Below are 25533 nucleotides of genomic sequence, written 5' to 3'. Positions count from 1 at the left end.
CGGCACGTTGAGCTCGTTGTACGTGGGTTCAATAACGCGTTTCAGTCTGGTCCCGCTGTTGAACCCACGTCAAGTAAAGTGCGGGCATGGCCGCGAACCAGGGCGAGCGCACCCGCCGCAGGCTCAGCACGGAGGAACGCCGTGAGCAGCTCCTCGCGGTCGGGGCGCGGCTGTTCTCGGAGAGTCCGTACGACGAGGTCTGGATCGAGCAGGTCGCCGAGATCGCCGGGGTCTCGCGCGGGCTGCTCTACCACTACTTCCCGACGAAGCGTGACTTCTTCGCGGCCGTCGTCGAGCGGGAGAGCGAGCGCATGCTGCGGATGACGGCCGCCGCGCCCGGAGTCCCGGTCCGCGAGCAGCTCGCCGCGAGCCTCGACACGTATCTGGAGTACGTCGAGGCGCACGCGCACGGCTACCGCGCCTTCCATCGCGCCGACGCGGCGGGCGACCAGGCCGTGCGCAAGGTCTACCGACAGGCCCTGGCCGCGCAGGAGAAGCAGATCCTGGCGGCGATGTCGGCCGATCCCGAGTTCGGCCCGGTTTTCGGGGAGCGGCCCGACGTCCGGCTCGCCGTGCGGGGCTGGCTGGCGTTCACCACGGCCGTCTGTCTGGAGTGGCTGCGGGGCTCCGACCTCTCCCGGGACCAGGTGCGCGACCTGTGCGCCCGCGCCCTGCTCGGTGTCATCGCCCGCTGAGTGCCGCCGCGCACATCCGAAGAGATCGCGCCGGAACGCCGTGGCTGGTTGGCGCACGGCTCGATCTTCGATAGGTTAGGTGAGGCTTACCTAAGGAGGTACGGGATGGGTGACAGCCAAACCTGGACGGCGGCACCTTCCGCGGCGGAACGAGCCCGGTCGGTGCTGGCGGGCGCGTGGTCCTGCGGGGTGACCGCGGAGAGCTGCCGTGAGGAACTCGTGGGCGCGCACACCGTGACCGAGGAGGGGCGCGTCCTGCTGGAGGTGCCGGAGGACAGCGTGCTCGTCACGGCGGCGATCTGCGCGCCCCGCGGAGAGCCCTCCGCCGTCCTGGAGTTCGCCGACGTCGCCCCCGTGCCCCTGCGCAGGCGGATCCGCACCCGGCTCTGGATGTCCGGCTGGTTCACGCCCGAGGACGGCAAACTCGCCTTCCGGGCGACCCGGGTGGTGCTGCGCCGGCCCTCCGGTGCCGTGGTCGTCGACCTCGACGAGTTCGCCGACGCCGCGCCGGACCCGCTGGCCACCGCCGAGGCCCGGCTGCTCACCCACCTCGCCGACTGCCACCCGGACGCCGTCGAGCGGCTCACCCGCCTCGTCGAGTCCGACAGTCTGCACGGCGCCGTCCGTGTCCAGCCGCTAGCCGTCGACCGGCACGGACTGACGCTGCGCATCGAACGTGCCAGCTCCCACGGTGACGTACGGCTGCCTTTCCACCGGCCCGCCGACGACGTCGCGCAGCTCACCGAACGGATGCACATCCTGCTCGCCCAGGCCAGCGCCGCCTCCTGCCCGCGTGCGCTACAGCGGCAGCGCACAGACGGCGACGGGTGACGCGAACGGCTTGCCCGCGAGCCGCAGTTCACCGCTGTCCTCGTCGACCTGGAAGACGCTGACGGTGCTCGACCGCTGGTTCGCCGTGAACAGCAGCGCGCCGTCGGGCGAGAGGGCGATCTGCCGCGGGAAGTCCCCGGACACCGGCACCGTGTCGAGCAACCTCAACCGGGCGCCGTCCGCCTCCACCGCATAGCGCGTGAGGCTGTTGTGGCCCCGGTTGGCGAGATAGGCGTAGCGGCCGTTGTGCGTCACCACGAGTTGCGCCGGATAGTTGGTGCCCGAGCCCGTGCCCGTGGTCTGCTCCGCGCCGATGCTCAGTCGGCCCGTGGAGACGTCGTACGCGCAGACAGCCACGGTGTTGTCGACCTCGTTGGCCAGATACGCGTACCGCCCGCCCGGGTGGAAGGTGAGATGCCGCGGGCCCGCACCCGGCTCGGTCTGCGCCCGCGCGACCTCGGTGAGCGTGCCGGCCTTCTGGTCGAGGCGGTAGGTGTACACCGTGTCCGTGCCCAGGTCGACCGCGAGCACATGGCCGCCGTCCGGGCTGGTGACGAACTGGTGCGCGTGCGGGCCGTCCTGGCCCGGACCGGGCGCCGGCCCGGAGTGCGTGACGAGGTCGGTCCGCTCACCGAGCGCGCCCGAAGGCTCGATCGGGTGCACGGCCACGCTGCCCGTGCCGTAGTTGGCGCTCAGCAGCCACCGTCCGCTCGGATGCACGGACAGGTGGCAGGGCGCCGCGCCGCCGCTGCTCCGGCTTCCCAGAATCCTGCGGTCGGCGATGCGGACAGCGGTCACGGCACCGTCGTCACGCTCGTTGACCGCGTACAGCGTCCGGCCGTTCGGGTGGACCGCCAGATACGACGGGTCGGCGACCGCGGTGATGGTGCCGGTGCCGGTGATCCGGCCCGATTCCGGGTCGTACGTGGCCAGGCCGATCCCCTCGCCGCCGCCGTCGACGGAAGTGTACGTGCCGACGTAGAGGGGGCGGGGGCCGGACGGATCACGGCTCTCGTTCTGCGCGCTCGGACGCGTCCCGGGGCCGGTGGCCTCGGGGGCCGCGGTGTCGGACGTGTCCGCGGGCGCGGGCGCGTCGTCGCACCCTGTGGCCGCCGGGAGTGTCACGCCGGCGGCCGATCCCGCGAGGGTTCCGACGAATCGGCGCCTGCTCAGCCCACCACTGCCCATGTCCACACCTCAGGTCGTCGGTCGTCGTGGTCGCGACAGCAACCTTGGCGTGGATCAGCCGCCCAGCGCAAGAACGGCAACGTGCGTTGCGCAGGGCGCAATGAAGTGAGGCTCCGGCTTGGCTCCCGCTTGCCGTCTGTCAGCGGGGAGTTGCTTGCCCCGGCTACCAGTCGCCGTCCTGCACGGGCTTCCCCGGCGCGTCCTTGAGTGGCTTCACCTGGCCCGGCGACGGTGCCTGCCAGGGCTCGTGGTCGTCGCCGAGCCAGTCGCCGACCGGCTTCACCGCCCCCAGCGTGTCCGTGGGTGCGAGATCCTCGGCGTCCTGGTCGTAGTAGTCGAACCAGGGCAGCCCCGCGCGCGTGTACGCCGCCCGGTCCACCGGCGACGGCGGGGGAGCCTCGCCGGTGATGCGGCGCCACTCCGGGGGCGTGACCAGATGGACGAAGACCCGGCCTGCGGGAGTCCCGGCCCAGTCCGAGAGCGGGCGGTCGTCCTCGTAGACCTCCTGGCGCATCGAACCGCCGACGCCCAGGCCCATCGCCGCGGCGGCCCGGCGCGTCCCGCCCGCCGGAGCGGCGGCGGGCGCCGGCACCCCACCCTGGGCGGGTGCCGCCGCCATGGGCATGGCGGCGCCGTAGCCGCCGGACGGCATGAACGCCCGTGCCCGCTCCGCCCGCAGCCGCTCCTCCTGACGCCACCTCGCCAGCTGCGGCTCCTTCAGCGGGAACGACTGCAGCTGTACGCCACCCCAGACCTCCTCGCCCGTGACCTGGCCCTCGACGGTCGCGCCCATCCCGAGCGGCACCGCCACGAACTGGCGGACCGTGCCCTTCCCGGAGTTGATGCCGTCCAGCCAGGGCTGGCGGGGCAGCACCACGTAGTTCTGCGGCTCGCGCCGCAGCCGGTCGCTCCACGGCTTCCCCGAGACCGCGCACACCTTGCCCACCCCGACCTGGAGGGCGGCCGGCTCGGCGGTGCCCCCGAAGCTCAGCCACATCGCCTCGCGCAGATACACCGGGAGCATCACACCGCCGCGCGCCCGCCACTCCCGCGGAACCGTGTCCGCATGGTCCGCAACCCGGCGGACCGGGAACTCCCCGAGCCCCGGCGGCAGCGCATGCGTGCCCGACTCGGGCAGCCGCAGCGTACGGATGAACCGCACCGCCACCCCGCCCGGCAGCCGCAGCGTGTTCCCGTCGATCCGCACGGTCGTGTCCGCCATCGGCCCCTGCTCCCTCGCTCGCGTCCGGCGCCGGCCCCGTCCGTCCCCGCGCTCCCTACCGAGAACGTTCGCCGAACCCCGTCCGGTTCCGCCACAGCTGGTCCTGAACGCCCATCCGCTCGCGCAGCCGGTTCAGGCGCGGCATCCGGGCCCGTGCCTCCTGCGACACGCGGTCCAGTTCCTCCAGCAGGCGGCGCGAGCGGTGCTCGGTGTCGAGCTCGTCGAGGATGCGGTTGACCTCGGTCAGCACGGCGCCGTGCAGCTGCCAGTACTGCGTCTCGCGTTCGGCCTCCTCGCGCAGCAGCAGGGCGAGCTTGTCGCGGGTGCCCGCCGCCGTGCGCAACTCGGCGGCCAGCCGGGACTCCGCCGCGTCCGCGTTGCTGCTGACATGCGTGGTGACCAGCACCGAGAAGCTGACCACCGCGTCGGCGATCTCGGACAGCAACTGCTCCAGTACGGCGCCCGTCTCCTTCGCGAACAGCGGCTCGGGCTCGCGATCCTTCGCGAGGTCCGTGAGGGTGCGGGCCAGCACCCGCAGCACGACCGTGCAGATCTCCAGCGTGTCCAGTCCGGTGCGCAGCACCACGCGGTGCAGCACGCTGTCGCGCACGCGCGGATTGAGCCGCAAGCTGTCCTCGGCCTGCCGCAGTGCCGCGTCCACCTCGACGATGTCGTGGTCGAGGCGGCGCGCCTCGTGCAGCCGGGCCGCGGCCTCCTCGAACGCGGGCCGGCCGGCCGCCTCCTCGCCGATGCGCAGCATCAACTGCCGCAGCCGGCGGGCCAGTCCCCCCATGGACTCTCCGGCCTCGTCCACCCACACCGGCGGTGCGAGGAGCAGATTGAAGCCGAGCCCGACCACCGCGCCGATCAGCGTCTCCAGGACCCGCGCCCATGCCGTGTCCCCGACCGTCGTGACCCCGAGGACCAGCATTGCGCTGATCGCCACTTCGGGTACGTACTCGTTGACCCGCACGAGGCGCCCGACCGCGAGCGAGGCCACGATCAGCAGGGCGAGGCTCCACCACGTCAGGCCGACCAGGAGGCTGAAGGCGATGGCCACCAGGACGCCGGTCACCACCGAGTTCACCCGGCGGATGCCGTTGGTGAGCGTGGCGTAGAAGGTCACCTGGACGACCAGCAGCGCGGTCAGGGGCGCGGTCAGCGGGGCGGCCTCGGGGCTCAGGCGCAGCGCGATGACGTAGGCGATCGTCGCCGCGGCCGCCGATCGCAGCGTCTGGACCACCACGGGGTCCCGGTGCAGCTTCCCGAGCCGTTCCCGGAGCGCCGGCCCCTCACGTACCTCTCGCATCCTTGGGCTGTTCCCTTTCCACAGATGCTTCCCACACCCTGCTTGCGGAACGTAACGGTCCGCAAGGCTCCCCAGGTTGATCGCAACGGCCGCCGTACGGCAAGGGGCCGGGCTGGTGATCGTCGACACCCGCGCGAGGCCGGGCGGTCGACCGGGTCCGGGACTGGGGAAAACCCCCGCCGTCACCCCATGGTTGTCCGCACCCGGGGACGGAGGACCGCCGGATGGTCCCCGCCCTCCCGGAACGCAAGCCTTGGATCATGCAATCGCATCGGCATCGGCATCGGACCGGATTAACGCTGACCCTGTTCATCATCCTCGCCGCCCTGACGACCGGCATCCCGGCCACGGCGGCACCCGCCCCCGCCACCTCCACCACCGTCATCGAGGCGCTCGACCGCGCCGCCCACCCGCTGCGGACCGTGGAACCGGGCGGCGACACCCGCGATCTGCGCCCCCTGGACCGGATGATCGGCGACGCCCGGGTCGTCGGCCTGGGGGAGGCCACCCACAGCTCGCACGACTTCTTCGCCCTCAAGGCCCGCGTCTTCCGGCATCTCGTCGAGGAGAAGGGTTTCCGCACCTTCGCTCTGGAGGCGCCCTGGAGCACCGGCCTGCGCCTTGACGCCTATGTGCTCCACGGCAAGGGCGATCCCCGGCGCATCATGCGGGAGGAGTTCCAGCGGGACTACCTGTGGTGGAACAACACCGACTACCTGCGGTTGGTCGAGTGGATGCGCGGACACAACCTCCGGCACCCCGGCGACCCCGTCCGCTTCGTGGGTGACGACATCGCCTGGACCGGACCCGAGTTGTACGACGCCGTCGAGGACTATGTGGCCGATGCCCGGCCCGGGCTGAGCACCCGACTGGCCGAGCTCTACCGCGGGCTGCGGCCCACCGTGCCGACCGGCGCGTACATCGAGCAGTACCTGGGCCTGCCGTACGCCGAACGCAAGGAGCGGGCGCGGCGCACGGGCGAGGCGCTCGCGCTGCTGCGCCGGCAGTCCGCGGGCCGGGCCGGCGCCGCTGCCGACACGAAGGCGTACGACTGGGCCGTGCAGCAGGCGACGGTGATCGACCGGACCGCCCGGCAGTACGACTTCGACGTCGAGGATCCCGCGCAGGTCGCCGAGGCCATGCGGTACCGCGACGGGGCGATGGCCGCCAACGTGGCGTGGTGGCAGGAGCACACCGGCACCAGGGTGCTGCTGTCGGCCCACAACAACCACGTCGGCTACGTCCCGGAAGTGCCCGCCGAGAACCCCAAGGTCCAGGGCGCCTTCCTGCGCGACCGCCTCGGCGCGGGCTATGTGAGCGTGGGCCTGACCTTCGGGCACGGCTCGTTCAACGCCACTGGCTGGGACGACGACACCATCCGCCGCTGGACACTCGGCCCGGCGGGCCCGGGCACCAACGAGCGGACCCTCGACCGGGTGCGGCACGGCGACTACGTACTGGACCTGCGGTCCGCCGGCTCACCGGCTGACGACTGGCTGCGGCGGGCCCGGCCGACGCGCAGCATCGGCACCGCCTATCCGGACGGCCCGCACGACATCGCGGCCGCCCGCAGCTACGACATCCTGATCCACCTGCACGAGGTGGCGGCAGCGCGGCTGCGGGACCGGTAGCGGTCCCTCAGACGTACAGCCGGTCGATGAAGGCGGCCAGGTTGCCCGTGGTCCGTGCGATCTGCTCCTCCAGCGTCAGGCTCTCCTCGAAGCGGGCCCCGGAGTCCGGGATTTTCCTGCCCCGGACGTAGAGGGAGCAGGCGAGGTCGGTGCACATGTACACGCCGACGGAGTTGCCCTCCCGTCCGGCCGGACCCGCCTTGCGTGCGGTCATCAGCGAGACGCCGCCGCCCGGATGGGTGGTCAGACAGAGCGAGCACATGCTGCGGTGCAGGAATCCGCGCCGCGAGGTCGGGAACCGGAAGGTGACGCCCACCGGCCGCCCGTCCCGCTCGGCCACCAGATAGCTGCGATCGGGCGCTCCCGGGTCCCGCCACCCCAGGAAGTCGAGGTCGTCCCAAGGGCGTTCACCGAGATCGCGGGGGAGGGAGACGCGCTTGGCCTCCCCCTTCGAGCAGTTGATGAAAGAGTTGCGGATGTCCTGCTCGGTGAGTGACCTCATGGGGAGCCTCCTGGGTGGCGGTACCGTCGAACCTACGTCAAACCTAGAGGTACTAGGTTCATGGCTAGGTTAGGCAGGGCGAGAGAGGGGGAGCCAGTGAATTTCAGGGAGGTCGGGGCCCCTCGGGCCAGGGCGGCACTACGGCATGTCGCGGCTTCCTCTGCGGGCCCCGCTCTCGACGCCGACGTGCGTGTCACCCTCAACTTCCCTTTGCGCCGCCCCACGGTTCGGTTCCTCGCACTCCCGGCTGGCCGGCACCGCGCTCGCACGCGCGACCTTCTGCTACCCCGACAGCGCAGCGGAGCCGGCCGACTTCGGGCTGGCCGCGGCCCCGCCGGCGATGTAGAGGCCTCGTCCTGGACGCCTGCTGAGCACTTGGCCGGGAGCACCTCGCCGTGTCGTCGTTCGGCTGCGGCGCCATCGTGGCTGGTCGCGCAGTTCCCCCGCGCCCCTTGGGGTGCCGGCGAACCGAATTCCAGGACCCGAAGGTGGCCTGGCGGGTATGTCGTCGCTCACTTCGGCGCGAGCCCCCGAGGGTGCCGGCACCGCCTACTCCGGCCCGTCCCACGAGGTCGGTGTCGGGGGCCACACCCCCGGGGCGAGGACGCCCAGCGCGTAGGCGCGGGCGACGAGTTCCGTGCGGTTCGCCGCGTTCCAGCGGGACGACAGGCGGCGTAGGTGGTAGTTCACGCCGTCCACCGTGAGGTCGGTCTCGCGGGCGGCCTGGGCGGTGGTGGTGCCCGAGGCGAGGAGGGCCAGGATGCGGGCCTCGATCGGTGCCACCCGCAGGGGGCGCTGTCCGTGGGCCTCGCGCTCGGCGAGTACGCGGAGCATCACCAGCAGCGCCGGCGTGTCCTCCACCGTGTCGCTCACCGGGTCCGCCGTGAGCTCTCCGTACCGCTGCGCACCGCCGGGCGCCTGCCAGCGCACCGACACCTGGTACCGCGACCGGTGCCGCAGCCGCAGGGCCTCGGCGATCCGCTCCACCTGCGTGGCCTCCTGCGGCCGGAACAGCTCCAGCACGTCCCGCCCCCGCAGCCGCCCCGGGGTCGTACCGCACTCGGCCGCCATCGCGGGATTGGCCACCTGGACCGCGCCGTACACATCGCACACCGCGACCGGCACCGAGACGCGGTCGAACAGCATCAGGGCACGGTTGCGCCACACCACGGCCGCGGGGTGGGTCCAGTCCACGGGCACCTCCTGACGCCGGGCGCAAGTGCCGCGCCCGTATCCGCACTACACAATCATGTAGTGCGAGGGCACAGCCGGCCGGGACCCGTCGCTCACGCTTGATCGCAGTACTCCCGTACCGCGAAAGGCACTTGTCGCGCCATGCCCCCCACCGCGCTGCACCCCCGGCCCCTCGATGCCCTCCCCGGCGTTCCCGTCGTCGACATCACCGCCGTAGGACCCGGCCGTACCCCGATCCAGCAGGTCATGGAGCTGATGCGGGAGCACGGGCCGGTGCTCGTGCGGCGGCTGCACGGACGGGACGCACTGTTCACCGCCGACCTGGATCTGGTGGCCGACCTCGCGGACGAGAAGCGGTTCGCCAAGCACGTGGGGCCCGCCCTGGAGAACGTGCGGGAGTTCGCCGCCGACGGGCTGTTCACGGCGTACAACGACGAACCGAACTGGGCCAGGGCACACGACATCCTGATGCCCGCGTTCGCGCTCGGCTCGATGCGCACCTACCACCCGGTGATGCTGAAGGTGGCCCAGCGGGTCCTGGCGTCCTGGGATCGTGACGCCCGTGACGGCCGGCCGGTCGATGTCCCCGACGACATGACCCGCATGACCCTCGACACCATCGGGCTCGCCGGTTTCGGCTACGACTTCGGATCGTTCGAGCGGGTCGAGCCGCACCCCTTCGTCGAGTCGATGGTCCGCTGCCTGGAGTGGAGCATGAACCGGCTCGCCCGCATCCCGGGCCAGGACCACTCCGCCGCCGACGCCGCCTTCCGGGGCGACGCCGACTATCTCGCCCAGGTCGTCGACGACGTCATCGCCTCCCGCGCCGGCACCGATCAGCGCGACGCCGAGGACCTCCTCGGACTGATGCTCACCGCCGAGCACCCGCAGGACGGCAGCACCCTCGACGCCGCCAACATCCGCAACCAGGTCATCACCTTCCTGATCGCCGGCCACGAGACGACCTCCGGCGCGATGTCCTTCGCGCTGTACTGCCTCGCCAAGCACCCGACCGCGCTCCGGCTCGTGCAGCGCGAGGTCGACGAGCTGTGGGGCGACCAGAACGACCCCGAGCCGACGTACGACGAGGTCGGCAAGCTGACGTACACCCGGCAGGTCCTCAACGAGGCGCTGAGGCTGTGGCCCACGGCCGCCGCCTTCAGCCGCCACGCCCTCGAGGACACCCTGCTCGGAGGGCGCATCCCGCTGCGCGCCGGGCAGCCCGTCACCGTGCTCGCGCCGATGCTGCACCGGCAGCCGGTCTGGGGCGACAACCCCGAGCTGTTCGACCCCAGCCGTTTCACGCCGGAGGCCGAGGCGGCCCGCTCGGTGCACGCCTTCAAGCCCTTCGGCACCGGTGAACGCGCCTGCATCGGGCGGCAGTTCGCCCTGCACGAGGCGACCATGCTGCTGGCGATGCTGGTCCACCGCTACCGGCTGCACGACCACGCCGACTACCGCCTCACGGTCAAGGAGACCCTCACCCTCAAGCCCGACGGCTTCACCCTGACCCTGACCCCGCGCACCCCCGCCGACCGCGTGCACAGCCCCCTGCCCGGCGCCGCCCCCGCGGCCACGGACGCCGTGCCCGACACGGCGGCCCTCCCCGCCCGTGTCCGCCCCGGCACCGGTGCCCTGTTCCTGCACGGCAGCAACTACGGCACCTGCCGCGACTTCGCCGCCCAGCTCGCCGACGAGGCCGCCGCCATCGGCTGCGAGACGCAGGTCGCGGCGCTGGACGACTACGCCGCAGGTCTGCCCACGGACCGCCCCGTCGTGATCACGGCGGCCTCCTACAACGGCCGCCCCACCGACGACGCCACCGCCTTCGCCGCCTGGCTGGAGGAGGCGGTCGACGCCACGGACGTCACCTACGCCGTCCTCGGCGTCGGCGACCGCAACTGGGCCGCCACCTACCAGCACGTCCCGACCCGCATCGACGAGCGCCTCACCGAACTCGGCGCCACCCGCCTCGTCGACCGCACCGCCGCCGACGCCTCCGGCGATCTGACCGGTGCGGTACGCGACTTCACGACCAGGCTCCGCACCGCGCTGCTGGAACAGTACGGCGACCCGGACGCCACAGTTCCGGCCGACGACGAGCCGACGACCGCGTACGAGGTCCGCCCCCTGACCGGCGGCCCCCTGGACGCCCTCGCCGAACGGCACGGCCTCGTCCCCATGACCGTCACCGAGGCGTACGACCTCACCGCGCCCGGCCACCCGCGCCGCAAGCGCTTCGTCCGCGTCGCCCTGCCGGACGGCGTCACCTACCGAACCGCCGACCACCTGACCGTCCTGCCCGCCAACGCCCCGGCCCTGGTCGAGCGGGCCGCCGCCGCACTCGGCGTGGACCTCGACTCCGTCCTGGACATCCGGCCGACCCGCCCGCGCCGCGACGCCCTCGCGGTGGACCGGCCTTTGACGGTACGTCAACTTCTTACGCACCACGTCGAGTTGCAGGAGCGGCCGAGCGCCGCCCAGCTCTCCGTCCTCGCCGCCGCCAACCCGTGCCCGCCGGAGCGCACGGCACTGGCGGACCTCACCGACGATCCGCGCACCCTGGTCGAGCTGATCGAGGACTTCCCCGCCCTGCGCGGCGCCCTCGACTGGCCGCAGCTCCTGGAGATCCTCACCCCGCTGCGCCCGCGCCACTACTCCGTCTCGTCCTCGCCCGCCGTCGACCCGGGTCACACGGACCTGATGATCTCCCTGCTCCAGGCCCCGGCGCGCTCCGGCAGGGGCACCTACCGAGGCACCGGATCCGGACACCTCGCCACCGTCCGGCCCGGCGACACGGTGTACGCCCGCGTCCAGCCCTGCCGGGAGGCCTTCCGCATCGACGCCGACGCGCCGGTCGTCATGGTCGCCGCGGGCACCGGCCTCGCCCCGTTCCGCGGCGCTGTCGCCGACCGTACGGCGGCCCTCGCGGCAGGCGCCGAACTCCCTCCGGCTGTCTGCTACTTCGGCTGCGACGCCCCCGACGCCGACTATCTGCACGCCGAGGAACTGCGTGCCGCCGAGGCCGCAGGAGCCGTCTCGCTCCGTCCGGCCTTCAGCGCCGCCCCGCAGGGCGGCGTGGCCTTCGTGCAGCACCGGATCGCCGCCGAGGCCGACGAGGTCTGGGAACTGCTCGGTGCGGGTGCCCGGGTGTACGTCTGCGGGGACGGTTCGCGGATGGCGCCGGGCGTGCGGGAGGCATTCCGTACGCTGTACCGGGAGCGCACGCCGGGTGCCGGTGACACGGCGGCCGGGCAGTGGCTCGACGGACTGGTCGCGGACGGCCGATACGTGGAGGACGTCTACGCGGCCGGCTGACCGAAGGGGCGGGGTGGGCGCACGGTGGTGGACTCCTGGGAACGGGCCCGGCAGGTCCTGGACGCGGCGGGCATACCGCCGGACCACCTCGCCCACCTGCGCCCGCTGCCGGGCGGCACGTACAACACGGTCGAGGAACTGCTCCTCACCGACGGCGGCCGGTACGTGCTGAAGGTGCCGCCCGCACCGACCGTCCCGGGGCTGCGGCACGAGCGCCGGCTGCTGGTGTCCGAGGCCGAGTTCTACCGCGGGGCCGCCAAGGCGGACGTTCCCGCACCGCGTGTGGTGGCCGGCGGGGACCGGCTGCTGATGACGGCCTGTCCCGGCGAGCCCTGGAACGGTGAGCTCACCGATGCCGAACGGACGGCTCTGCGCACGGAGTTGGGCCGTCAGGTGGCTCGTCTGCACCGGGTGACCGGACCGGGCTTCGGCTATCCGTCCGGCGCCCTCGGCCCGCTCGCCGCCGACTGGCGCACAGCGTTCACCGGGATGCTCGACGCCGTCCTCGACGACGCCCGCCGCTACGGGGCCCGGCTGCCCCGTCCCGCCGACGCCGTGGCGCACACGCTGCGGGCCGCCTACGGCGCACTCGACGACGTCACCGTGCCGTACCTGGTCCACTTCGACCTGTGGCAGGGCAACATCCTGGTGGACCGCACGTCCGGGGAGGCCCGGATCGGCGGCCTCATCGACGGGGAGCGGATGTTCTGGGGCGACCCGCTGGCAGATTTCGTCTCCCTGGCGCTCCTGGACGACATCAAGAAGGACGAGGCGTTCCTCGCCGGCTATCGGGAGGCCGGGGGCCGTGCCGACTTCGACGGACCCGCTCGGCTGCGGCTGGCCCTCTACCGCTCCTACCTCTACCTGATCATGCTCACGGAGACGATCCCCCGAGCGGTCGACCCCGCACAGCACCGCTGGGTCCAGGACACGGTGGCTCCGGAGCTCGTGGCAGCGCTGGCCGAGATCGAGGATCTGACGTCGTAGGCCACAATGGGGGACGATTCGAACAGGGCCCGGAGCAGGGCCGACCGAAGGGGAGCCGCATGGCGGGGCGGAACGGGCGCACGGTACGGGACCTCAGACGCGGCAACCGTACGGCCGTGCTGCAGCGCCTCTACTTCGACGGCCCCCTCAGCCGCTTCGAACTCGGCCCCGCGACCGGGCTCAGCTCCGGGTCCGTCAGCAACGTCGTGGCCGACCTGATCGCGGACGGCCTGGTCGAGGAGGCCGGCAGCGTCGACTCCGACGGCGGCCGGCCCCGCATTCTGCTGCGCGTCGCGCCGGGCAGCGGGCACATGATCGGCGTCGACGTCGGCGAGACCCGGGTGCGGATCGGGCTGTTCGACCTGACCCTCACCGAACTCGCCCACGCGGAGCGGCCGTTGGCGCAGCAGCGGTACGAGGTGGAGGGCATCGTCGGCCATGTGCGCGACGGCATCACCGAGGTGCTCTCGGGGGCCGGCGTCGGACCCGAGCGGCTCCTCGGTGTCGGCATCGGCGTCCCCGGGATCGTGGAGCGCACGCCGCAGCTCGGCGCCGTGGTGCACGGACAGACGATCGGCTGGGACGCGGTACCGCTGGAGCAGCGCCTGCGCGAGGGCTCCCCACTCCCGGACTCCGTCCCCTACTTCATCGACAACGGCGCCCGGACCCTCGGCCAGGCCGAGATGTGGTTCGGCGGTGGCCGCGGCGCCCGCAACGCGGTCGTGGTCCTCTTCGGCTCCGGCGTCGGCGCCTGTCTGGTCACCCCCGAGGTGGAGCACGGCCGGGCGGTCGAGTGGGGGCATCTGACGGTACGGGTCAGAGGGCGCCGCTGCCGCTGCGGTGCGCTCGGCTGTCTGGAGGCGTACGCGGGCGCCGAGTCGCTGCTCGCGCGCTGGCGCGAGGAGGGCGGGAGCCTGCCGGAAGGAGCCGACGAGGAGACCGCACTGGCCGCGCTGCTGACCGGCGCGTATCCGCCCGAGGGCGGCGAGGCGGACCCGGCGGCGCTGGCCGTGCTGGAGGAGACCGCCGAGTATCTGGGCGCGGGCCTGTCCGACCTGATCAATCTCTTCCAGCCCGAGCGCATCCTCATCGGCGGCTGGGCGGGGCTGCGGCTCGGCGCGCGCCTCCTGCCCGCCGTGCGCCGTCACGCCGCCGCGTACGCCCTGCGGCATCCAGCCGGAAAAGTCACGATCGACGTGGGCCGGCTCGGCCCGGAAGCCGTCACCGTCGGTGCCGCGATCCTGCCGCTCGCCGACTTCTTCGCCCGCGGTGGCCGACGCGCCGAGCCCGCGACCGACGGCTCGGCGCCCGCCTGGCGGACAAGCCTGGCGCAGCGGGGGGCGCACTGAGGTTTCGCCGGCGGCCCGGGCGGTACTCGCGGGCCTTCGGACGACCTTGAACGACGCGAAAGAGGTGCACCATGGCCGACGACCGTCGCGAGGCGCCGGACGAGACCGGCGAGCCGATACCGAGGGATCTGCCGGACCAGCAGGCCGCCCCGGGGGAGGACCCGTGGGACCTGCCAGCCGGGCCGGGGGAGGACACGACCACCGAAGCGGACGACGTGCCCGACACCGATGAGGCGGGCACGAGCCGACAAGGCGCGCGGCAGTCCGGTGCGGTCCACCACGAACACCCGGCGCCCGAGGAGTCGCCGGGCTGACAGAGCTGACAGACGAGTTCCGGCCGGGGCCGAGCGGGGCGCCGCAGGGCGTGGGTCAGCCCACCTTGCGGCCCCGCATGGGCTCCGTCGGTGCGCCCGCACCGCGCTGGAGGCCCTGCACGAACTCCTCCAGCACCTCGGTCGCCGTGCGCTCCGGCCGCCAGCCCAGTTCCGTACGCGCCCGCGTGCAGTCCATCAGGGGCAGCCCGAGGACCGCGTCGAACAGGTGCGGGGAAGCGGGCAGCAGGTGCAGCCCCCACGCGGCGGCGATCGCCGAGCGGGCAGCCGTGCGCGGGAGCCGGACCGGGCGGGCGCCGAGCATCTCGCCCAGCACCCTCGCGTCGACCGGCGGCTCGGCCGCCAGGTTGAACGCCCCCCGCGCGTCGGACTTCACGGCCAGCTGATACGCCGTGGCCGCGTCGTCGCTGTGCAGTGCCTGCACCCGCAGTCCCGGGATGTCCGGCAGGAGCCGCAGCAGTTCGGGTCGCGCCAGCGGCCCCGGCAGGAACCGCCCGCCGAAGATACGGCGCTGCTCACTCGCCGACTGCCGCTTGAACAGGAACGCCGGCCGCATCCGCACCACCCGCACCCTGGGGTGGGCCCGGTCGAAGGTGTCCAGCGCCCGCTCCAGGTAGGCCTTCTCCCGGCAGTACGCGGCGTCGGGCCAGCCGTGCGTCGGCCATGACTCGTCCACGGCGTGGTCCTTCGGCCCCGGCGAGTACGCGCCGACCGACGACGCGTGGACCAGCGCTGGGACCCTTGCCGCCGCCACCGCCTCGAAGACCTGCATGCCGCCCAGCACGTTCGTGCGCCAGGTCGTCGCCGGATCGTGCGTCGGCTGGAACGCCCAGGCCAGATGGATGACGGCCGCGGCGCCCTCGAACATGTCCGCCAGATCGGAGCGCTCGGACGCCAGGTCCACCGACGCCCACTGCGTCTTCGGCGGCGACCAGTCGGGGATCCGGCGGGCCAGCCCCAGTACGGAGCCGACCTCCGGATCCTCCGACAGGAGCCGCACCACACTCGTACCGACATTGCCCGTGGCACCGGTGACGACGATCCTTCGGGCCGCTTCGCTGCTCACCTGCGGCTCCTCCCGGAGAGTGGGGACGGGGGACCCCCGAGTACCCCCGTCCGGGAGCCCTTGCACGCGCCGGGCACGGGACGTGGCTAGGCGGCGAACGCGTTCACGCCCGTCAGCTCCGCCGACAGCGTCCACAGCCGCGCCGCCTGCTCCGGGTCGGTGGCCCAGTCCTTGACCCCACTGGGGTCTGCGGCGTCGTCGGAAGCGGGCTCCGCGATGTCGCAGTCCTCCAGATAGACCCCGCCCATGCCGTTGAGCTGCGGCGATGTCGCGGCCCACACCTGCGTGGCCGCGCCCTGCTCAGGGGTCTTGAAGGCCTCGGGGTGGAGCATGTTGCCCTGTTCGTCGATCCAGCCGCGCTCCACCATCTCCTCCTTGGCGAGGTGGCGCTGCAGCGGGGTGAGGATGCCGCCCGGGTGGAGCGAGAAGGCCCGTACGCCGTGCTCGGCGCCGAGTTTGTCGAGGTGGACGGCGAACAGGACGTTCGCGGTCTTCGCCTGCCCGTACGCCTCCCACTTGTCGTAGCCGTGCCGCCAGTGGACGTCGTCCCAGCGGATCCCGGAGAGGTGGTGGCCGCGCGAGGAGACCGACACCACGCGGGCGCCGCCGGGTTCGATCGCCGGCCACAGCCGGTTGACCAGGGCGAAGTGACCGAGATGGTTGGTCGCGAACTGTGCCTCCCAGCCCGGCCCCACCCGGGTTTCCGGGCAGGCCATGATCCCGGCGTTGTCGATCACGAGGTCGACCGTGCGGCCGGAGGCGAGGAAGCGCTCGGCGAAGCCGCGCACGCTCTCCAGGTCGCCGAGGTCCAGCTCGTTCACCTCCGCGCCGGCGAGGCCGGACAGGGCCTCCTCGGCGGCGGCGCGGCGGCGGGCGGGGACGACGACATGGGCGCCCGCCTTGGTGAGTGCCCGTGTCGTCTCCAGGCCGAGGCCGGAGTAGCCGCCGGTGACGATCGCGAGCTTTCCGGTCAGGTCGATGCCCTGGAGGACGTCGTCGGCGGTGCTCGTGGCCCCGAAGCCGGAGCCGATCTTGTGCTGTGCAGTGCTCATGTGCGAAACGCTACGAATTGGAGCGCTCTCGAAGTCAAGCCGACCCGTGGGGACACGCCCGGACAGGAAAAAGCCCCGGCCGGACGGGGGATTCCGGTCGGGGCGGTCTTGAGGTGTGGGCGCGGATGGCGGTCGCCTCTCGGCGAAAGGCTCCACAGGGCTTCAGCCGAACGATCGTCCCTGTGGGCAAAAGGTGAGGCCCGGGGACACAGTCCCATCCGCACCCACGGCTGGTTCAACGGGAAACTACCTGCCGGTGTTCCTGAATGTGCGCCGACGGGCGGTGATGTGCGTCACGCCCTGCTCCGGGTCGTCGCCGCCCCGCTCACTTCACCGCTGACTTGTCACGCGTCCAGGCCAGCAGCTCGTCCGCCGTCCAGGTGGTGAGCACCCGTTCGGCGGGCACCTCGCACTCCTCCGCCCGCGCACAGCCGTATCGCTGCCAGTCGAGCTGCCCGGGGGCGTGCGCGTCGGTGTCGACGGAGAACAGCACGCCCGCCGCCACGGCCCGCCGCAGCAGCCGCCGGGGCGGGTCGAGCCGCTCGGGCCGGCTGTTGATCTCCACCGCCGTACCGGACGCGGCGCACGCGGCGAACACCTCGTCGGCGTCGAACTCGGACTCCGGCCGGCCCCGCCCGGTGATCAGCCGTCCGGTGCAGTGGCCGAGGATGTCCGCGTGCGGACTGCGTACGGCGGTGACCATCCGGCGAGTCATCGTGGGGGCGTCCATCCGCAGCTTGGAGTGCACGGACACGACCACCACGTCGAGCCGCTGAAGCAGCTCGGGCTCCTGGTCGAGCGACCCGTCCTCCAGGATGTCGCACTCGATACCGGTGAGCAGCCGGAAGGGTGCCCAGGTCGAGTTCAGGTCCGCCACCACGTCCAGTTGCTCGCGCAGACGGTCCGCCGACAGCCCGCGGGCGACGGTCAGGCGCGGCGAGTGATCGGTGAGCACCGCCCACTCGTGGCCGAGCTCGGCGGCCGTCCGGCCCATCTCCTCGATCGGGCTGCCGCCGTCCGACCAGTCGGAGTGCAGATGGCAGTCCCCGCGCAGCAGCTCCCACAGCCGATGGCCGTTCACGGGCGGCTCGGCCGCCGGCCGGCCCTCCAGATCCGTCAGATAGGCGGGCACCTGACCGGCCAGCGCCTCACGCACGACCTGGGCCGTCTTGGGGCCGACGCCCTTGAGCGACTCCAGCGTCCCGGCCTTAGCCCGCGCCCGCACCTCGTCCGCGGGCAGCGCGGCCAGCACACGGGCGGCCGTACGGAAGGCGCGTACGCGATACGTCGGCTCCAAAGACCGCTCCAGCAGAAACGCGATCCTGTTCAGCGCGTCGACGGGATCCATCGCCACCTCCTCCTCCAGGGTTCCCCGGCCCTGCCGCGCCCGCACGGCGGCGGACGGTGCGGCGGCTGCGTGTCGCGGTCCGCCTGGAGGATTCGTTGACGCGGGTTGCGTTCTACGCTCTATTCATGACCGAAAGCGCGAGCCCGCACATTTCACAGCCGCGGATCATGGTGCTCGGGGTTCAGCCGGGCACGCCTCCGTTCCGCATCATGGAGATCGACGGTGAAGTCGTCGGTCGGCCGAGGACGATCACCGACGTCCTGGAGTACGCCGCCGCGTTCGGCATCACGGTCCACGACCTGGACGACCCGGACGTGGTGCGCTGGGTCGGCGGGGACAAGTTCACCTGGCACCACCACTAGGGGTGGACGGCCCGGTCAGCCGACGGTCCATTTCTGGTTGCCGCCGCCGCTGCAGGTCCAGATCTGCAGCCGGGTGCCGTTGGCCGGGTTGTTGCCGGTCACGTCGAGGCACTTGTCGGCCTGCGGGTTGACGATGTCGCCTGCCGCGGTGACCGTCCATCTCTGGTTGGGCCCGCCGGTGCAGTCCCACAACTGGACCGTCGTGCCGTCCGCCGTGCCGTTCCCGGTGGCGTCCAGGCACTTGCCGAGGGCGCGGAGCGTGCCGTCGGAGCCCACCGACCACTGCTGGGCGGCGCTGCCGTTGCAGTCGTAGAGCTGTACGGGCGTGCCGTTCGCGGAGCTCGCCCCGGCCACGTCCACACACTTCCCGGCCAGCCCCCTGATCGCGCCGCCGGCGGGGCTGTCGCCGGTCGTCACCGAGACGTGGTCCACCACCAGTTGCTGCGGGAACACCGTGGAACCGTCCGGGTCGCCGGGCCAGTAGCCGCCCACAGCGAGGTTCAGGATCAGGAAGTACGGCTTGTTGAAGACCCATTGCCTGCCGCCCAGGTCGGCGGGTGTGCGCCGCTGGTAGACGTTGCCGTCCACGGACCAGGTGATCGAGTCCGGCGCCCAGTCGACGGCGAAGGTGTGGAAGGCGTCCGCGAAGGCCTGTCCGTTCGGGAGGGAGTAGCCGGCGCCTATGCCGCCCGACCCGGAGTAGCCGGGGCCGTGGATGGTGCCGTGGACCGTCGAGGGCTCGAAGCCGACGTTCTCCATGATGTCGATCTCACCCGAGTCCGGCCAGTTGACCGGTGTGCCGAGCATCCAGAACGCGGGCCACATGCCCTGCCCCCGCGGCACCTTCATGCGCGCCTCGATGTGCCCGTACTGCGCGGTGAACTTACCGGAGGTGTTCAGCCGGGCCGAGGTGTACTGACAGGTGCCGTACCAGCACTGGTAGTTGGCGGGGTTCTCGCGCCGGGCGGTGATCACCAGGTGGCCCTGGCCGTCCAGCGCCGCGTTCTTGTTGCCGGACGTGTAGTACTGCCTCTCGTGGTTGTTGACGTTGTCGCCGGTCTCGATCTGCCACTTCGACGAGTCGACCGCGGCGCCGGCGGGCCCGTCGAAGTTGTCGGAGAACGTCACCGCGGCGGCCGAGACGTCCGGGGGTTCGGCCTGCGCGGGGCCGATCGCGGCGGACGCGACCAGGACGGCCGACAGGGCGGCGAGGAGGGCGGTGCGGAGCAGGCGTGAGGAGGCCATCGTGCTCCCTTCCATGCGGCGGCCCGTGCGGGACGGGGCGCGCCGACCGAGGTGGGGGGTGAAGGTGTCGCCACTTGATTTAAGGAGTGAGGTAAGGGGCCGTCAATACCTTGGTACGGACCAGAAATCGAGTGTCCGGATCTCGCGGCGAGATCGGCCCCGCCCGGCACGGTTCGTCCGCTACCGAAGTGTCGTGTTCCTAGGCTTCTCGCCATGAACGCCGCACACATCGGTGAAATGCTCGCCGTCCTGGGCGCGGGCATGGCCGCCGGTGCCGTCAACGCCGTCGTCGGCTCGGGGACGCTGATCTCGTTCCCGGTCCTGCTCGCGACCGGCCTGCCACCCGTCACCGCCACGGTCTCCAACGCGCTCGGGCTGATCCCCGGCTCGATCAGCGGAGCCATCGGCTACCGCGCGGAACTGCGCGGTCAGCGCCGGCGCCTGCTGAAGTGGGGCGCCGGCGCCGTCCTCGGCGGGCTCAGCGGCGCCGCACTGCTCCTCGCCCTGCCCGCCTCGGCGTTCGAACGGATCGTGCCGGTCCTCGTCGGCCTCGCCCTCGTGCTGGTCGTCCTCCAACCGCTGATCAGCAAGAAGCTGAGCAGTCGCCGCGCACGGACGGGAAAGACGCCGCGCCCCGACGGCGGCCCCCTGCTGCTCGTCGGACTGACCCTGGCCAGCGTCTACGGCGGCTACTTCGCGGCGGCCCAGGGCATCATCTACGTGGCCCTGATGGGCATGCTCCTCGACGACAGCCTGCAACGCCTCACCGGGGCCAAGAACGTGCTCGTCGCGGTGGTCAACTCCGTCGCCGCGCTGTTCTTCCTCGTCGCCGCGGAGTTCGACTGGACATCCGTGGGCCTCCTCGCGATCGGGTCCGCAGCCGGCGGCCTCCTGGGAGCCAGGACCGGCCGCCGGCTGCGGCCCGCGGTCTTGCGCGCGTTCATCGTGGTGGTCGGCACGGTGGCCATCGTTCAGTTGGTGCTGCGTTAGACCTTCGCGGCGCCGGACCCGCGGGCGTGCACCACGCGGCTCAGTCGCCGGCCCAGCAGGAGGTAGCCGATCAGGGCGCCGGTGGTGTTGAGGATGACGTCGTCGATGTCGAAGGCGCGCCCTGTCACCAGGGCACCCTGCGCGAACTCGACCAGGAGCATGACGGTCGCCGTCAGCAGCAGAACTCGAAGGACACCGCGCGTTCGTGGTGCGACGACCGGAACGAGGATGCCGAACGGGACACCCAGCAGCACATTGCCCCCGATCTGCTTGACGGCGTCGCGCAGTTCGGGCTGGTCCAGATAGGCCCGCAGTGAACTGCCCGGCTGCAGGTTGGTGTGCGTCAGCGCCTCGGACGCGGGGGAGGGCTGCAGGGTGAGCTTCGCCAGCACGACGGCGAAGGCGACCATGAACGCGAACGCGCACAGCATCGCGAGGAGACGGGCGAGAAAGCGCAGGGGGCTCCGCCTGGGTCGCGTGGTGCGTTCGGATGTGGCGGCGCGTCGGGACTTGGCGGTGCGTCCGGACTTCGCGGTGAGTCCAAGCCTGGCACTCAGCCCGGGCTTGGCCGTGCCTGCCGATTTCGTGCGGCCCGCGGACCTGCCCGTGCCCCGTGACTTCGAGCCTGCGGACTTGGCCGCTCCCCGCGACTTCGAGCCGCCCGCGAACCAGGCTGCCTCTCGCCACTTCGCGCCCATCACGGACTTGAGGGAACCCGCGGACTTCGAGCCCGCCGCCGACCTGCCGGAGCCTGTGGCCTTCGCTCCTCCTGCCGCCTTGGCGGCACCTCTGGATTTGGGAGTGCCGGGGTGCAACGCGGTACGCGAACGTGCGGTCCCACCGGCCATGTGATCCTCCAGTCTTCAACGTCCCTTCGTGGTAGGTCGTTTACCCCGGCACCGCATCGAGATGCCCACCGTGCCGCGCCCGGTGTCACGGCCGCCCACGGTTTCCCTTCACGCTGTCGGGGCACTCCGGGCGGAGGCCCGCGCGCCGCCGCCTCCGTCATCCGGGGTGGTGTTTGGATGACGCGGAACGGAAGTAACGGACATCTGGCTCGCGGAGGTGGCACATGGACCGGCGTACGACGCTGCTCGCCGCAGCCGAGTTCCTGGCCTGGTGGGTCGCGCTCGCCCTGCTGTGGCTGATCCTCGTCACCGCCGTCGACACCCTTGAACTCGCGGTCGGTGCGGGCGTCGCCGGCATGGCCGCGCTCGCCGCTGTCGCCGCGCGCCGGGCGGTGGCCGTTCGATGAACGGCTGGCTCCTCGCGGCGACCGTCGTGCTCGGCGCGGGAGTGGGCGCCACCCTCTGGGGCGTCGCCACCGGACCGCTGCGGAACCGGGTCGTCGCCCAGAACCTGTCCACCGCCCTGGCCTGCCCCGGACTGCTCCTGCTCGCCCAGGGATACGACCGCCCCGCCTACGTCGATCTCGCACTCGTCCTCGCCCTGCTCGGCCCGGTCGGCACCCTCGTCTTCGCCCGCCTGCTGACCGAGGAACTCGCCGCCGACCCGCCCGGCGCCTGGAGCCTGACGTGGGCAGCCGCCGGTCTCGGCGCGGCCGTGGTCCTGGCGCTGTGCGTGGCGGAGGGACCGGGCCGGGCGATGCTGAAGGTCCTGCTCACCGGCGCGCTGCTGATCGGCGGGAACATCGTCGCCTCCCACGCGCTGTCCGGCGGCATCGCGGGGGTGCGCGGTGGCTGACGCTGTGATCGTCGTCGCGCTGCTGCTGGTCGCCGGCTGCGCGACGGTGGCCGTACTGGTCCGCGACCCCGAGCGCCAGGCCCTCGTGCTGGCCGTCCTCGGCGTCGTACTCGCCGTGCTGTTCACCGCGGTGCAGGCGCCGGACGTCGCCCTGTCGCAACTCGCGGTCGGCGGCGCCCTCACCCCGCTGCTGTTGCTCCTGTCGGTCCGCAAGGTCAGGCGGCGCAAGGGGCGTGACGAATGAACCCGCGCACCCGGCTCCGGCTCGTCGCCGTCGGCGGTGCGGGCCTGGCCGCGCTTCTCGTCGCCGCCTGCCTGCGGTTGCCGGACTTCGGCGGCGACAGCCACCCGTACGGCGACCGCGCGGTGCGCGCCGCACTCGCCCGGCAGACCGCCAACACCATCGCCGCCGTCAACTTCGACCAGCGCGCCTTCGACACCATGGGCGAGATGACCATTCTGTTCGCGGCCGTCGTCGGCTGTGTCGTCCTGCTGCGGCAGACCCGCGAGGAGCACCGCGCCCGGCCCGAACCCGCCGAGGTGGCCCCGTCGGTGCGCCGGTACGCCCTGATCGTCCTGCCGATCGCCCTGGCCACCGGCCTGTACGTCATCGCGCACGGGCAACTCAGTCCCGGCGGCGGCTTCCAGGGAGGCGTCGTCGCCGCGACCGCCCTGCATCTGCTCTACCTCGGCGCCGACTACCGCGCCCTGGAACGCGTCCGCCCGGTCGGCCTGTACGAGGTCGGTGATGCCGTGGCGGCCTCGGCCTACCTGGTCACCGGCCTCGCCGGCCTCATCGGCGGCACCGCGTTCCTCGCGAACACCCTGCTGCCGTACGGCACGTTCAACACGCTGTCCTCCGGCGGCACCGTGCCGCTGCTGAACGCGGCCGTCGGCATGGAGGTCGCCTGCGCGGTCGTCGTGCTGCTCGCCCGCTTCCTGGACCAGGCCGTCGAGATCGAGGAGGAGAGCGGGAAGTGAGAGCGCCGTGATGGATGTCCTGCCGTACCTCGTCGCCGTCTGGATCTTCCTGGTCGGCTGCTTCGGCCTCGCCACCAGCCGCAATCTGATCCACGCCGTCGGCTGTCTGGCCGTCTGCCAGTCGGCCACGTACGTCCTGCTGCTGGCCGTCGGCTACCGCGACGATGCCACCGCGCCCGTCTTCTCCGATCTCGAGCCCGGCTCACGCCCCGTCGTCGACCCGGTCGTCCAGGCCCTCGCCCTCACCGACGTCGTCGTCGGCGCGACCGTCACCGCGCTGCTGCTCGCGCTCGTCATCCAGGTCGCCAAGCGGCACGGCACCGTGGACCCCGACGAACTCTCCGAGTTGCGCGGCTGATGGACGACCTGCTGCCGCTGCTCGTCGCCGCGCCGCTGCTCGGTGCCGCCCTCCTGGTCGCCGGTGGCCGCCGCCTGCCCCGCGTCGTCGCGGACGCCGTGGGCTGTGCCGTCGCCGCGGGCACGGCCGGGCTCGCGATCGTGCTGTCGCTGAACTCCTCTCCACCGATGGCCGAATGGGTCGGCGGCTGGACGCCCATGGAGGGCCGCAGCGTCGGCATCGTCCTGGTCGGGGACGGCGCGGGGCTCGGCATGGCGGCCCTGGCCTCCTTGCTGACCCTCGCGGCCCTGGCCTACTCCTGGCGCTACTTCGAGGAGCCTCCGCGCCGGCACGCCGGCTCGTTCCCCGCCCTGGTCCTGCTCCTCCAGGCGGGCATGTGCGGATTCGCAGTCGCGGGCGACCTGTTCAACGCATTCGTGTGGTTCGAGCTGATGAGCGTCGTCGCCTACGCGCTGACGGGCACCCAGGTCGAGGAGGCCAAGGCCGTGCAGGGCGCGCTGACCTTCGGCGTCGTCACCTCGCTCGGCGCCTACGCCATGCTGATGGGCATCGCGCTGCTGTACGCCCGTACCGGCGAGCTCGCCATGGACCGGATCGGCCGCGGCCTGGACACGCACGGGCCGCCGGACGCGCTGGTCCTGGCCGCGTTCGTCCTCGTCCTGACCGGCCTGCTGATCAAGTCGGCAGCCGTACCGTTCCACTTCTGGCTCCCGGACGCGCACGCCGTCGCGCCCACGCCGGTGTGCATGCTGCTGTCGGGCGTCATGGTCGAACTCGGCGTGTACGGCGTCTGGCGCGTGTACGGCACCGTCTTCGCCGGGCCCGGCGGGATCCCGGCGGCCGACCTGGAGCGGGTCCTCGTCGTGCTCGGCGCGGTGACCGCGGTGATCGGCGCGATCATGTGCTGGTACCAGCGGCACATCAAGCGGCTGCTGGCGTACTCGACGGTCGCCCACACCGGGCTGTTCCTGATCGGCATCGGCGTCCTCACACCGGAAGCCGACGACGGGGTCGCGCTGTACGTCCTCGGGCACGCCGGCGTGAAGGCCGCGCTGTTCGCCTGTACGGGGATTCTCCTCGACCGGTACGGCAACGTCGACGAGCACGCGCTGCACGGGCGGGCCCGGGAACTGCGCGGCGTCGCCGTGATGTACGTGGTGGGCGGGCTCGCGCTCGCCGGACTCCCGCCCTTCGGGACCGGATTCGGGAAAGCCGTCACGGAGAAGGCCGCGGGCGGCCCGCTGACCTTGCTGTACGTGGTCGCGAGCGCGGTCACCGCCGCGGCCGTACTACGGGTCGCCGCGCGGGTGTTCTTCGGGCTCGGCCGGACCCCCGAGGACGACACCGAGTACGAGACGACCGGCGCCGGCGAAGGGCCCGAGACCCGGCACCGGCTCAGCCGCATCCCCGACACCATGACCGCGGTCCCCGCCGTGCTGCTCGCCGCCTCACTCGCCGTAGGCGTGGCCCCCGGCTTCGGCGAGGTCGTGGCCCACGCCGTCAACGAGGCCGGCTCCGGCGGCGCCCCCGTCCCCGCCCCGCACTGGACCCCGGCCGGCGTCCTGCTGGACCTCGCCTCGACGGTACTGGCCCTCGGCCTCGCAGCCCTGGCCGTCACCCGCCCCGACCTCCTGGCCGCCCCGTCCCACGCCCGGCCCCTGCGCCGCCTGCAGTCCGGGCACGTCGGGGACTACGTGGCCTGGGTACTGGTGGGAGCCACGCTATTGGGGGCACTGGCCCTGCCGGGCCTGCCGGCCTAGACCCCGCAGCCAGATGCCGGCCCGCGGGGCGGCGTTTGGCGTCGGCCTCGCCGGAGCGCCCACGCGGCTCCTCGCCCGTGAGCGCTCCGGCACCCAGCGTTCGCACGCC

At 72.5% G+C, this 25533-nt stretch carries 25 protein-coding genes and 1 pseudogene; 16 read left to right on the top strand and 10 right to left on the bottom strand.

The window, feature by feature from the left end:
• Positions 1 to 86 precede the first annotated feature (86 nt).
• Positions 87 to 695: a TetR/AcrR family transcriptional regulator gene (locus ACFY5C_RS00555; protein WP_389438912.1), complete on the top strand. Its 609-nt coding sequence runs from the start codon at positions 87 to 89 to the stop codon at positions 693 to 695.
• A gap of 105 nt (positions 696 to 800) precedes the next feature.
• Complete coding sequence (locus tag ACFY5C_RS00550; RefSeq protein WP_389438910.1) at positions 801 to 1526, top strand: DUF2470 domain-containing protein; 726 nt, start codon at positions 801 to 803, stop codon at positions 1524 to 1526.
• On the opposite strand, the gene ACFY5C_RS00545 is transcribed toward ACFY5C_RS00550, so the two are convergent.
• From ACFY5C_RS00545 to ACFY5C_RS00535, 3 genes are all read right to left on the bottom strand, one after another.
• Positions 1494 to 2714 (bottom strand): lactonase family protein, encoded by a 1221-nt coding sequence (locus ACFY5C_RS00545; RefSeq protein ID WP_389438909.1) that lies wholly within the window; start codon positions 2712 to 2714, stop codon positions 1494 to 1496. The two genes, ACFY5C_RS00550 and ACFY5C_RS00545, sit on opposite strands and share 33 nt — an antisense overlap.
• Positions 2715 to 2877: 163 nt before the next feature.
• Complete coding sequence (locus ACFY5C_RS00540; RefSeq protein ID WP_389438907.1) at positions 2878 to 3936, bottom strand: hypothetical protein; 1059 nt, start codon at positions 3934 to 3936, stop codon at positions 2878 to 2880.
• A 55-nt stretch (positions 3937 to 3991) separates the two neighbouring features.
• Entirely contained in the window at positions 3992 to 5245 is a 1254-nt protein-coding gene (locus ACFY5C_RS00535) for an FUSC family protein (protein ID WP_389438906.1), read from the bottom strand.
• 260 nt (positions 5246 to 5505) lie between these two features.
• Here ACFY5C_RS00535 and ACFY5C_RS00530 point away from each other — a divergent pair, with 260 nt between their 5' ends.
• Positions 5506 to 6876, top strand: coding sequence for an erythromycin esterase family protein (locus ACFY5C_RS00530; protein WP_389438904.1), 1371 nt, complete (start codon positions 5506 to 5508; stop codon positions 6874 to 6876).
• Between the two features lie 7 nt (positions 6877 to 6883).
• Here the strand turns inward: ACFY5C_RS00530 and ACFY5C_RS00525 are convergent, their stop codons facing one another.
• Complete coding sequence (locus ACFY5C_RS00525) at positions 6884 to 7378, bottom strand: FBP domain-containing protein (RefSeq protein WP_389438902.1); 495 nt, start codon at positions 7376 to 7378, stop codon at positions 6884 to 6886.
• 214 nt (positions 7379 to 7592) lie between these two features.
• Here ACFY5C_RS00525 and ACFY5C_RS00520 point away from each other — a divergent pair.
• Positions 7593 to 7706: pseudogene (locus ACFY5C_RS00520) on the top strand (DUF3626 domain-containing protein); the annotation flags it as partial.
• Positions 7707 to 7927: 221 nt separating this feature from the next.
• Here the strand turns inward: ACFY5C_RS00520 and ACFY5C_RS00515 are convergent.
• Positions 7928 to 8524 (bottom strand): PAS domain-containing protein, encoded by a 597-nt coding sequence (locus ACFY5C_RS00515; RefSeq protein ID WP_389440603.1) that lies wholly within the window; start codon positions 8522 to 8524, stop codon positions 7928 to 7930.
• A gap of 189 nt (positions 8525 to 8713) precedes the next feature.
• Here ACFY5C_RS00515 and ACFY5C_RS00510 point away from each other — a divergent pair, with 189 nt between their 5' ends.
• From ACFY5C_RS00510 to ACFY5C_RS00495, 4 genes are all read left to right on the top strand, one after another.
• Positions 8714 to 11890 carry a cytochrome P450 gene (locus tag ACFY5C_RS00510; RefSeq protein ID WP_389438900.1) on the top strand — a complete coding sequence of 1059 codons (3177 nt, stop codon included), beginning with the start codon at positions 8714 to 8716 and terminating at the stop codon, positions 11888 to 11890.
• Positions 11891 to 11914: 24 nt separating this feature from the next.
• Complete coding sequence (locus tag ACFY5C_RS00505; RefSeq protein ID WP_389438898.1) at positions 11915 to 12877, top strand: phosphotransferase family protein; 963 nt, start codon at positions 11915 to 11917, stop codon at positions 12875 to 12877.
• A gap of 59 nt (positions 12878 to 12936) precedes the next feature.
• Complete coding sequence (locus ACFY5C_RS00500; protein ID WP_389438896.1) at positions 12937 to 14226, top strand: ROK family protein; 1290 nt, start codon at positions 12937 to 12939, stop codon at positions 14224 to 14226.
• Positions 14227 to 14297: 71 nt separating this feature from the next.
• Positions 14298 to 14540, top strand: a complete 243-nt coding sequence (locus tag ACFY5C_RS00495) for a hypothetical protein (protein ID WP_389438894.1) — start codon at positions 14298 to 14300, stop codon at positions 14538 to 14540.
• Positions 14541 to 14595: 55 nt separating this feature from the next.
• Here ACFY5C_RS00495 and ACFY5C_RS00490 read toward each other — a convergent pair whose 3' ends face one another.
• The 3 genes from ACFY5C_RS00490 to ACFY5C_RS00480 form a co-directional block, all read right to left on the bottom strand.
• Positions 14596 to 15624: an SDR family oxidoreductase gene (locus ACFY5C_RS00490; protein ID WP_389438893.1), complete on the bottom strand. Its 1029-nt coding sequence runs from the start codon at positions 15622 to 15624 to the stop codon at positions 14596 to 14598.
• An 86-nt stretch (positions 15625 to 15710) separates the two neighbouring features.
• The gene (locus ACFY5C_RS00485) at positions 15711 to 16676 is read right to left on the bottom strand and encodes an SDR family NAD(P)-dependent oxidoreductase (RefSeq protein WP_389438891.1); all 966 of its coding nucleotides are present in this window, start codon (positions 16674 to 16676) and stop codon (positions 15711 to 15713) included.
• Positions 16677 to 17001: 325 nt separating this feature from the next.
• Positions 17002 to 18024 (bottom strand): PHP domain-containing protein, encoded by a 1023-nt coding sequence (locus tag ACFY5C_RS00480; protein ID WP_389438889.1) that lies wholly within the window; start codon positions 18022 to 18024, stop codon positions 17002 to 17004.
• Positions 18025 to 18149: 125 nt separating this feature from the next.
• Between ACFY5C_RS00480 and ACFY5C_RS00475 the strand changes: the two genes are divergently transcribed.
• Positions 18150 to 18386, top strand: coding sequence for a hypothetical protein (locus ACFY5C_RS00475; protein WP_389438887.1), 237 nt, complete (start codon positions 18150 to 18152; stop codon positions 18384 to 18386).
• A gap of 15 nt (positions 18387 to 18401) precedes the next feature.
• Here the strand turns inward: ACFY5C_RS00475 and ACFY5C_RS00470 are convergent, their stop codons facing one another.
• On the bottom strand, positions 18402 to 19631 hold the full coding sequence (locus ACFY5C_RS00470; RefSeq protein WP_389438885.1) for a ricin-type beta-trefoil lectin domain protein: 1230 nt from the start codon (positions 19629 to 19631) through the stop codon (positions 18402 to 18404).
• Positions 19632 to 19844: 213 nt separating this feature from the next.
• Here ACFY5C_RS00470 and ACFY5C_RS00465 point away from each other — a divergent pair, with 213 nt between their 5' ends.
• Positions 19845 to 20621 (top strand): sulfite exporter TauE/SafE family protein, encoded by a 777-nt coding sequence (locus ACFY5C_RS00465; protein ID WP_389438883.1) that lies wholly within the window; start codon positions 19845 to 19847, stop codon positions 20619 to 20621.
• Here the strand turns inward: ACFY5C_RS00465 and ACFY5C_RS00460 are convergent.
• A complete protein-coding gene (locus tag ACFY5C_RS00460) occupies positions 20618 to 21079 on the bottom strand; it encodes a VanZ family protein (RefSeq protein WP_389440601.1) in 462 nt (153 codons plus the stop codon). The genes ACFY5C_RS00465 and ACFY5C_RS00460 overlap by 4 nt on opposite strands.
• Before the next feature lie 614 nt (positions 21080 to 21693).
• Between ACFY5C_RS00460 and ACFY5C_RS00455 the strand changes: the two genes are divergently transcribed.
• The 6 genes from ACFY5C_RS00455 to ACFY5C_RS00430 are packed head-to-tail and all read left to right on the top strand — an operon-like array spanning position 21694 to position 25424.
• Complete coding sequence (locus ACFY5C_RS00455) at positions 21694 to 21876, top strand: hypothetical protein (protein ID WP_389438881.1); 183 nt, start codon at positions 21694 to 21696, stop codon at positions 21874 to 21876.
• The gene (locus ACFY5C_RS00450) at positions 21873 to 22325 is read left to right on the top strand and encodes a monovalent cation/H+ antiporter complex subunit F (protein WP_389438879.1); all 453 of its coding nucleotides are present in this window, start codon (positions 21873 to 21875) and stop codon (positions 22323 to 22325) included. Before ACFY5C_RS00455 ends, ACFY5C_RS00450 begins: the two co-directional genes overlap by 4 nt.
• Positions 22318 to 22569, top strand: a complete 252-nt coding sequence (locus ACFY5C_RS00445) for a hydrogenase subunit MbhD domain-containing protein (protein ID WP_389438877.1) — start codon at positions 22318 to 22320, stop codon at positions 22567 to 22569. The genes ACFY5C_RS00450 and ACFY5C_RS00445 overlap by 8 nt, the downstream gene beginning before the upstream one ends.
• Positions 22566 to 23306: an MnhB domain-containing protein gene (locus ACFY5C_RS00440; RefSeq protein ID WP_389438875.1), complete on the top strand. Its 741-nt coding sequence runs from the start codon at positions 22566 to 22568 to the stop codon at positions 23304 to 23306. Before ACFY5C_RS00445 ends, ACFY5C_RS00440 begins: the two co-directional genes overlap by 4 nt.
• A 10-nt stretch (positions 23307 to 23316) precedes the next feature.
• Positions 23317 to 23664, top strand: a complete 348-nt coding sequence (locus tag ACFY5C_RS00435) for a sodium:proton antiporter (RefSeq protein WP_389440599.1) — start codon at positions 23317 to 23319, stop codon at positions 23662 to 23664.
• Complete coding sequence (locus tag ACFY5C_RS00430) at positions 23664 to 25424, top strand: complex I subunit 5 family protein (protein ID WP_389438873.1); 1761 nt, start codon at positions 23664 to 23666, stop codon at positions 25422 to 25424. The genes ACFY5C_RS00435 and ACFY5C_RS00430 overlap by 1 nt, the downstream gene beginning before the upstream one ends.
• The last annotated feature ends 109 nt before the right edge of the window (positions 25425 to 25533 follow it).

Origin of the sequence: Streptomyces sp. NPDC012935, assembly GCF_042900345.1 — a bacterium.
Classification (GTDB): domain Bacteria; phylum Actinomycetota; class Actinomycetes; order Streptomycetales; family Streptomycetaceae; genus Streptomyces.
Note: the sequence above shows the minus strand (reverse complement) of the source record. Positions and strands in the feature narration are given on the sequence as shown.

What these genes read in the sequence shown, in the direction of transcription:
- ACFY5C_RS00525 (WP_389438902.1), bottom strand. Translation starts at nt 7,378, where the DNA reads ATGAGGTCACTCACCGAGCAGGACATCCGCAACTCTTTCATCAACTGC.
- ACFY5C_RS00475 (WP_389438887.1), top strand. Translation starts at nt 18,150, where the DNA reads ATGACCGAAAGCGCGAGCCCGCACATTTCACAGCCGCGGATCATGGTG.
- ACFY5C_RS00555 (WP_389438912.1), top strand. Translation starts at nt 87, where the DNA reads ATGGCCGCGAACCAGGGCGAGCGCACCCGCCGCAGGCTCAGCACGGAG.
- ACFY5C_RS00515 (WP_389440603.1), bottom strand. Translation starts at nt 8,524, where the DNA reads ATGCTGTTCGACCGCGTCTCGGTGCCGGTCGCGGTGTGCGATGTGTAC.
- ACFY5C_RS00510 (WP_389438900.1), top strand. Translation starts at nt 8,714, where the DNA reads ATGCCCCCCACCGCGCTGCACCCCCGGCCCCTCGATGCCCTCCCCGGC.
- ACFY5C_RS00550 (WP_389438910.1), top strand. Translation starts at nt 801, where the DNA reads ATGGGTGACAGCCAAACCTGGACGGCGGCACCTTCCGCGGCGGAACGA.
- ACFY5C_RS00485 (WP_389438891.1), bottom strand. Translation starts at nt 16,676, where the DNA reads ATGAGCACTGCACAGCACAAGATCGGCTCCGGCTTCGGGGCCACGAGC.
- ACFY5C_RS00470 (WP_389438885.1), bottom strand. Translation starts at nt 19,631, where the DNA reads ATGGCCTCCTCACGCCTGCTCCGCACCGCCCTCCTCGCCGCCCTGTCG.
- ACFY5C_RS00430 (WP_389438873.1), top strand. Translation starts at nt 23,664, where the DNA reads ATGGACGACCTGCTGCCGCTGCTCGTCGCCGCGCCGCTGCTCGGTGCC.
- ACFY5C_RS00495 (WP_389438894.1), top strand. Translation starts at nt 14,298, where the DNA reads ATGGCCGACGACCGTCGCGAGGCGCCGGACGAGACCGGCGAGCCGATA.
- ACFY5C_RS00480 (WP_389438889.1), bottom strand. Translation starts at nt 18,024, where the DNA reads ATGGATCCCGTCGACGCGCTGAACAGGATCGCGTTTCTGCTGGAGCGG.
- ACFY5C_RS00440 (WP_389438875.1), top strand. Translation starts at nt 22,566, where the DNA reads ATGAACCCGCGCACCCGGCTCCGGCTCGTCGCCGTCGGCGGTGCGGGC.
- ACFY5C_RS00545 (WP_389438909.1), bottom strand. Translation starts at nt 2,714, where the DNA reads ATGGGCAGTGGTGGGCTGAGCAGGCGCCGATTCGTCGGAACCCTCGCG.
- ACFY5C_RS00530 (WP_389438904.1), top strand. Translation starts at nt 5,506, where the DNA reads ATGCAATCGCATCGGCATCGGCATCGGACCGGATTAACGCTGACCCTG.
- ACFY5C_RS00435 (WP_389440599.1), top strand. Translation starts at nt 23,317, where the DNA reads ATGGATGTCCTGCCGTACCTCGTCGCCGTCTGGATCTTCCTGGTCGGC.
- ACFY5C_RS00450 (WP_389438879.1), top strand. Translation starts at nt 21,873, where the DNA reads ATGAACGGCTGGCTCCTCGCGGCGACCGTCGTGCTCGGCGCGGGAGTG.
- ACFY5C_RS00540 (WP_389438907.1), bottom strand. Translation starts at nt 3,936, where the DNA reads ATGGCGGACACGACCGTGCGGATCGACGGGAACACGCTGCGGCTGCCG.
- ACFY5C_RS00465 (WP_389438883.1), top strand. Translation starts at nt 19,845, where the DNA reads ATGAACGCCGCACACATCGGTGAAATGCTCGCCGTCCTGGGCGCGGGC.
- ACFY5C_RS00535 (WP_389438906.1), bottom strand. Translation starts at nt 5,245, where the DNA reads ATGCGAGAGGTACGTGAGGGGCCGGCGCTCCGGGAACGGCTCGGGAAG.
- ACFY5C_RS00455 (WP_389438881.1), top strand. Translation starts at nt 21,694, where the DNA reads ATGGACCGGCGTACGACGCTGCTCGCCGCAGCCGAGTTCCTGGCCTGG.
- ACFY5C_RS00500 (WP_389438896.1), top strand. Translation starts at nt 12,937, where the DNA reads ATGGCGGGGCGGAACGGGCGCACGGTACGGGACCTCAGACGCGGCAAC.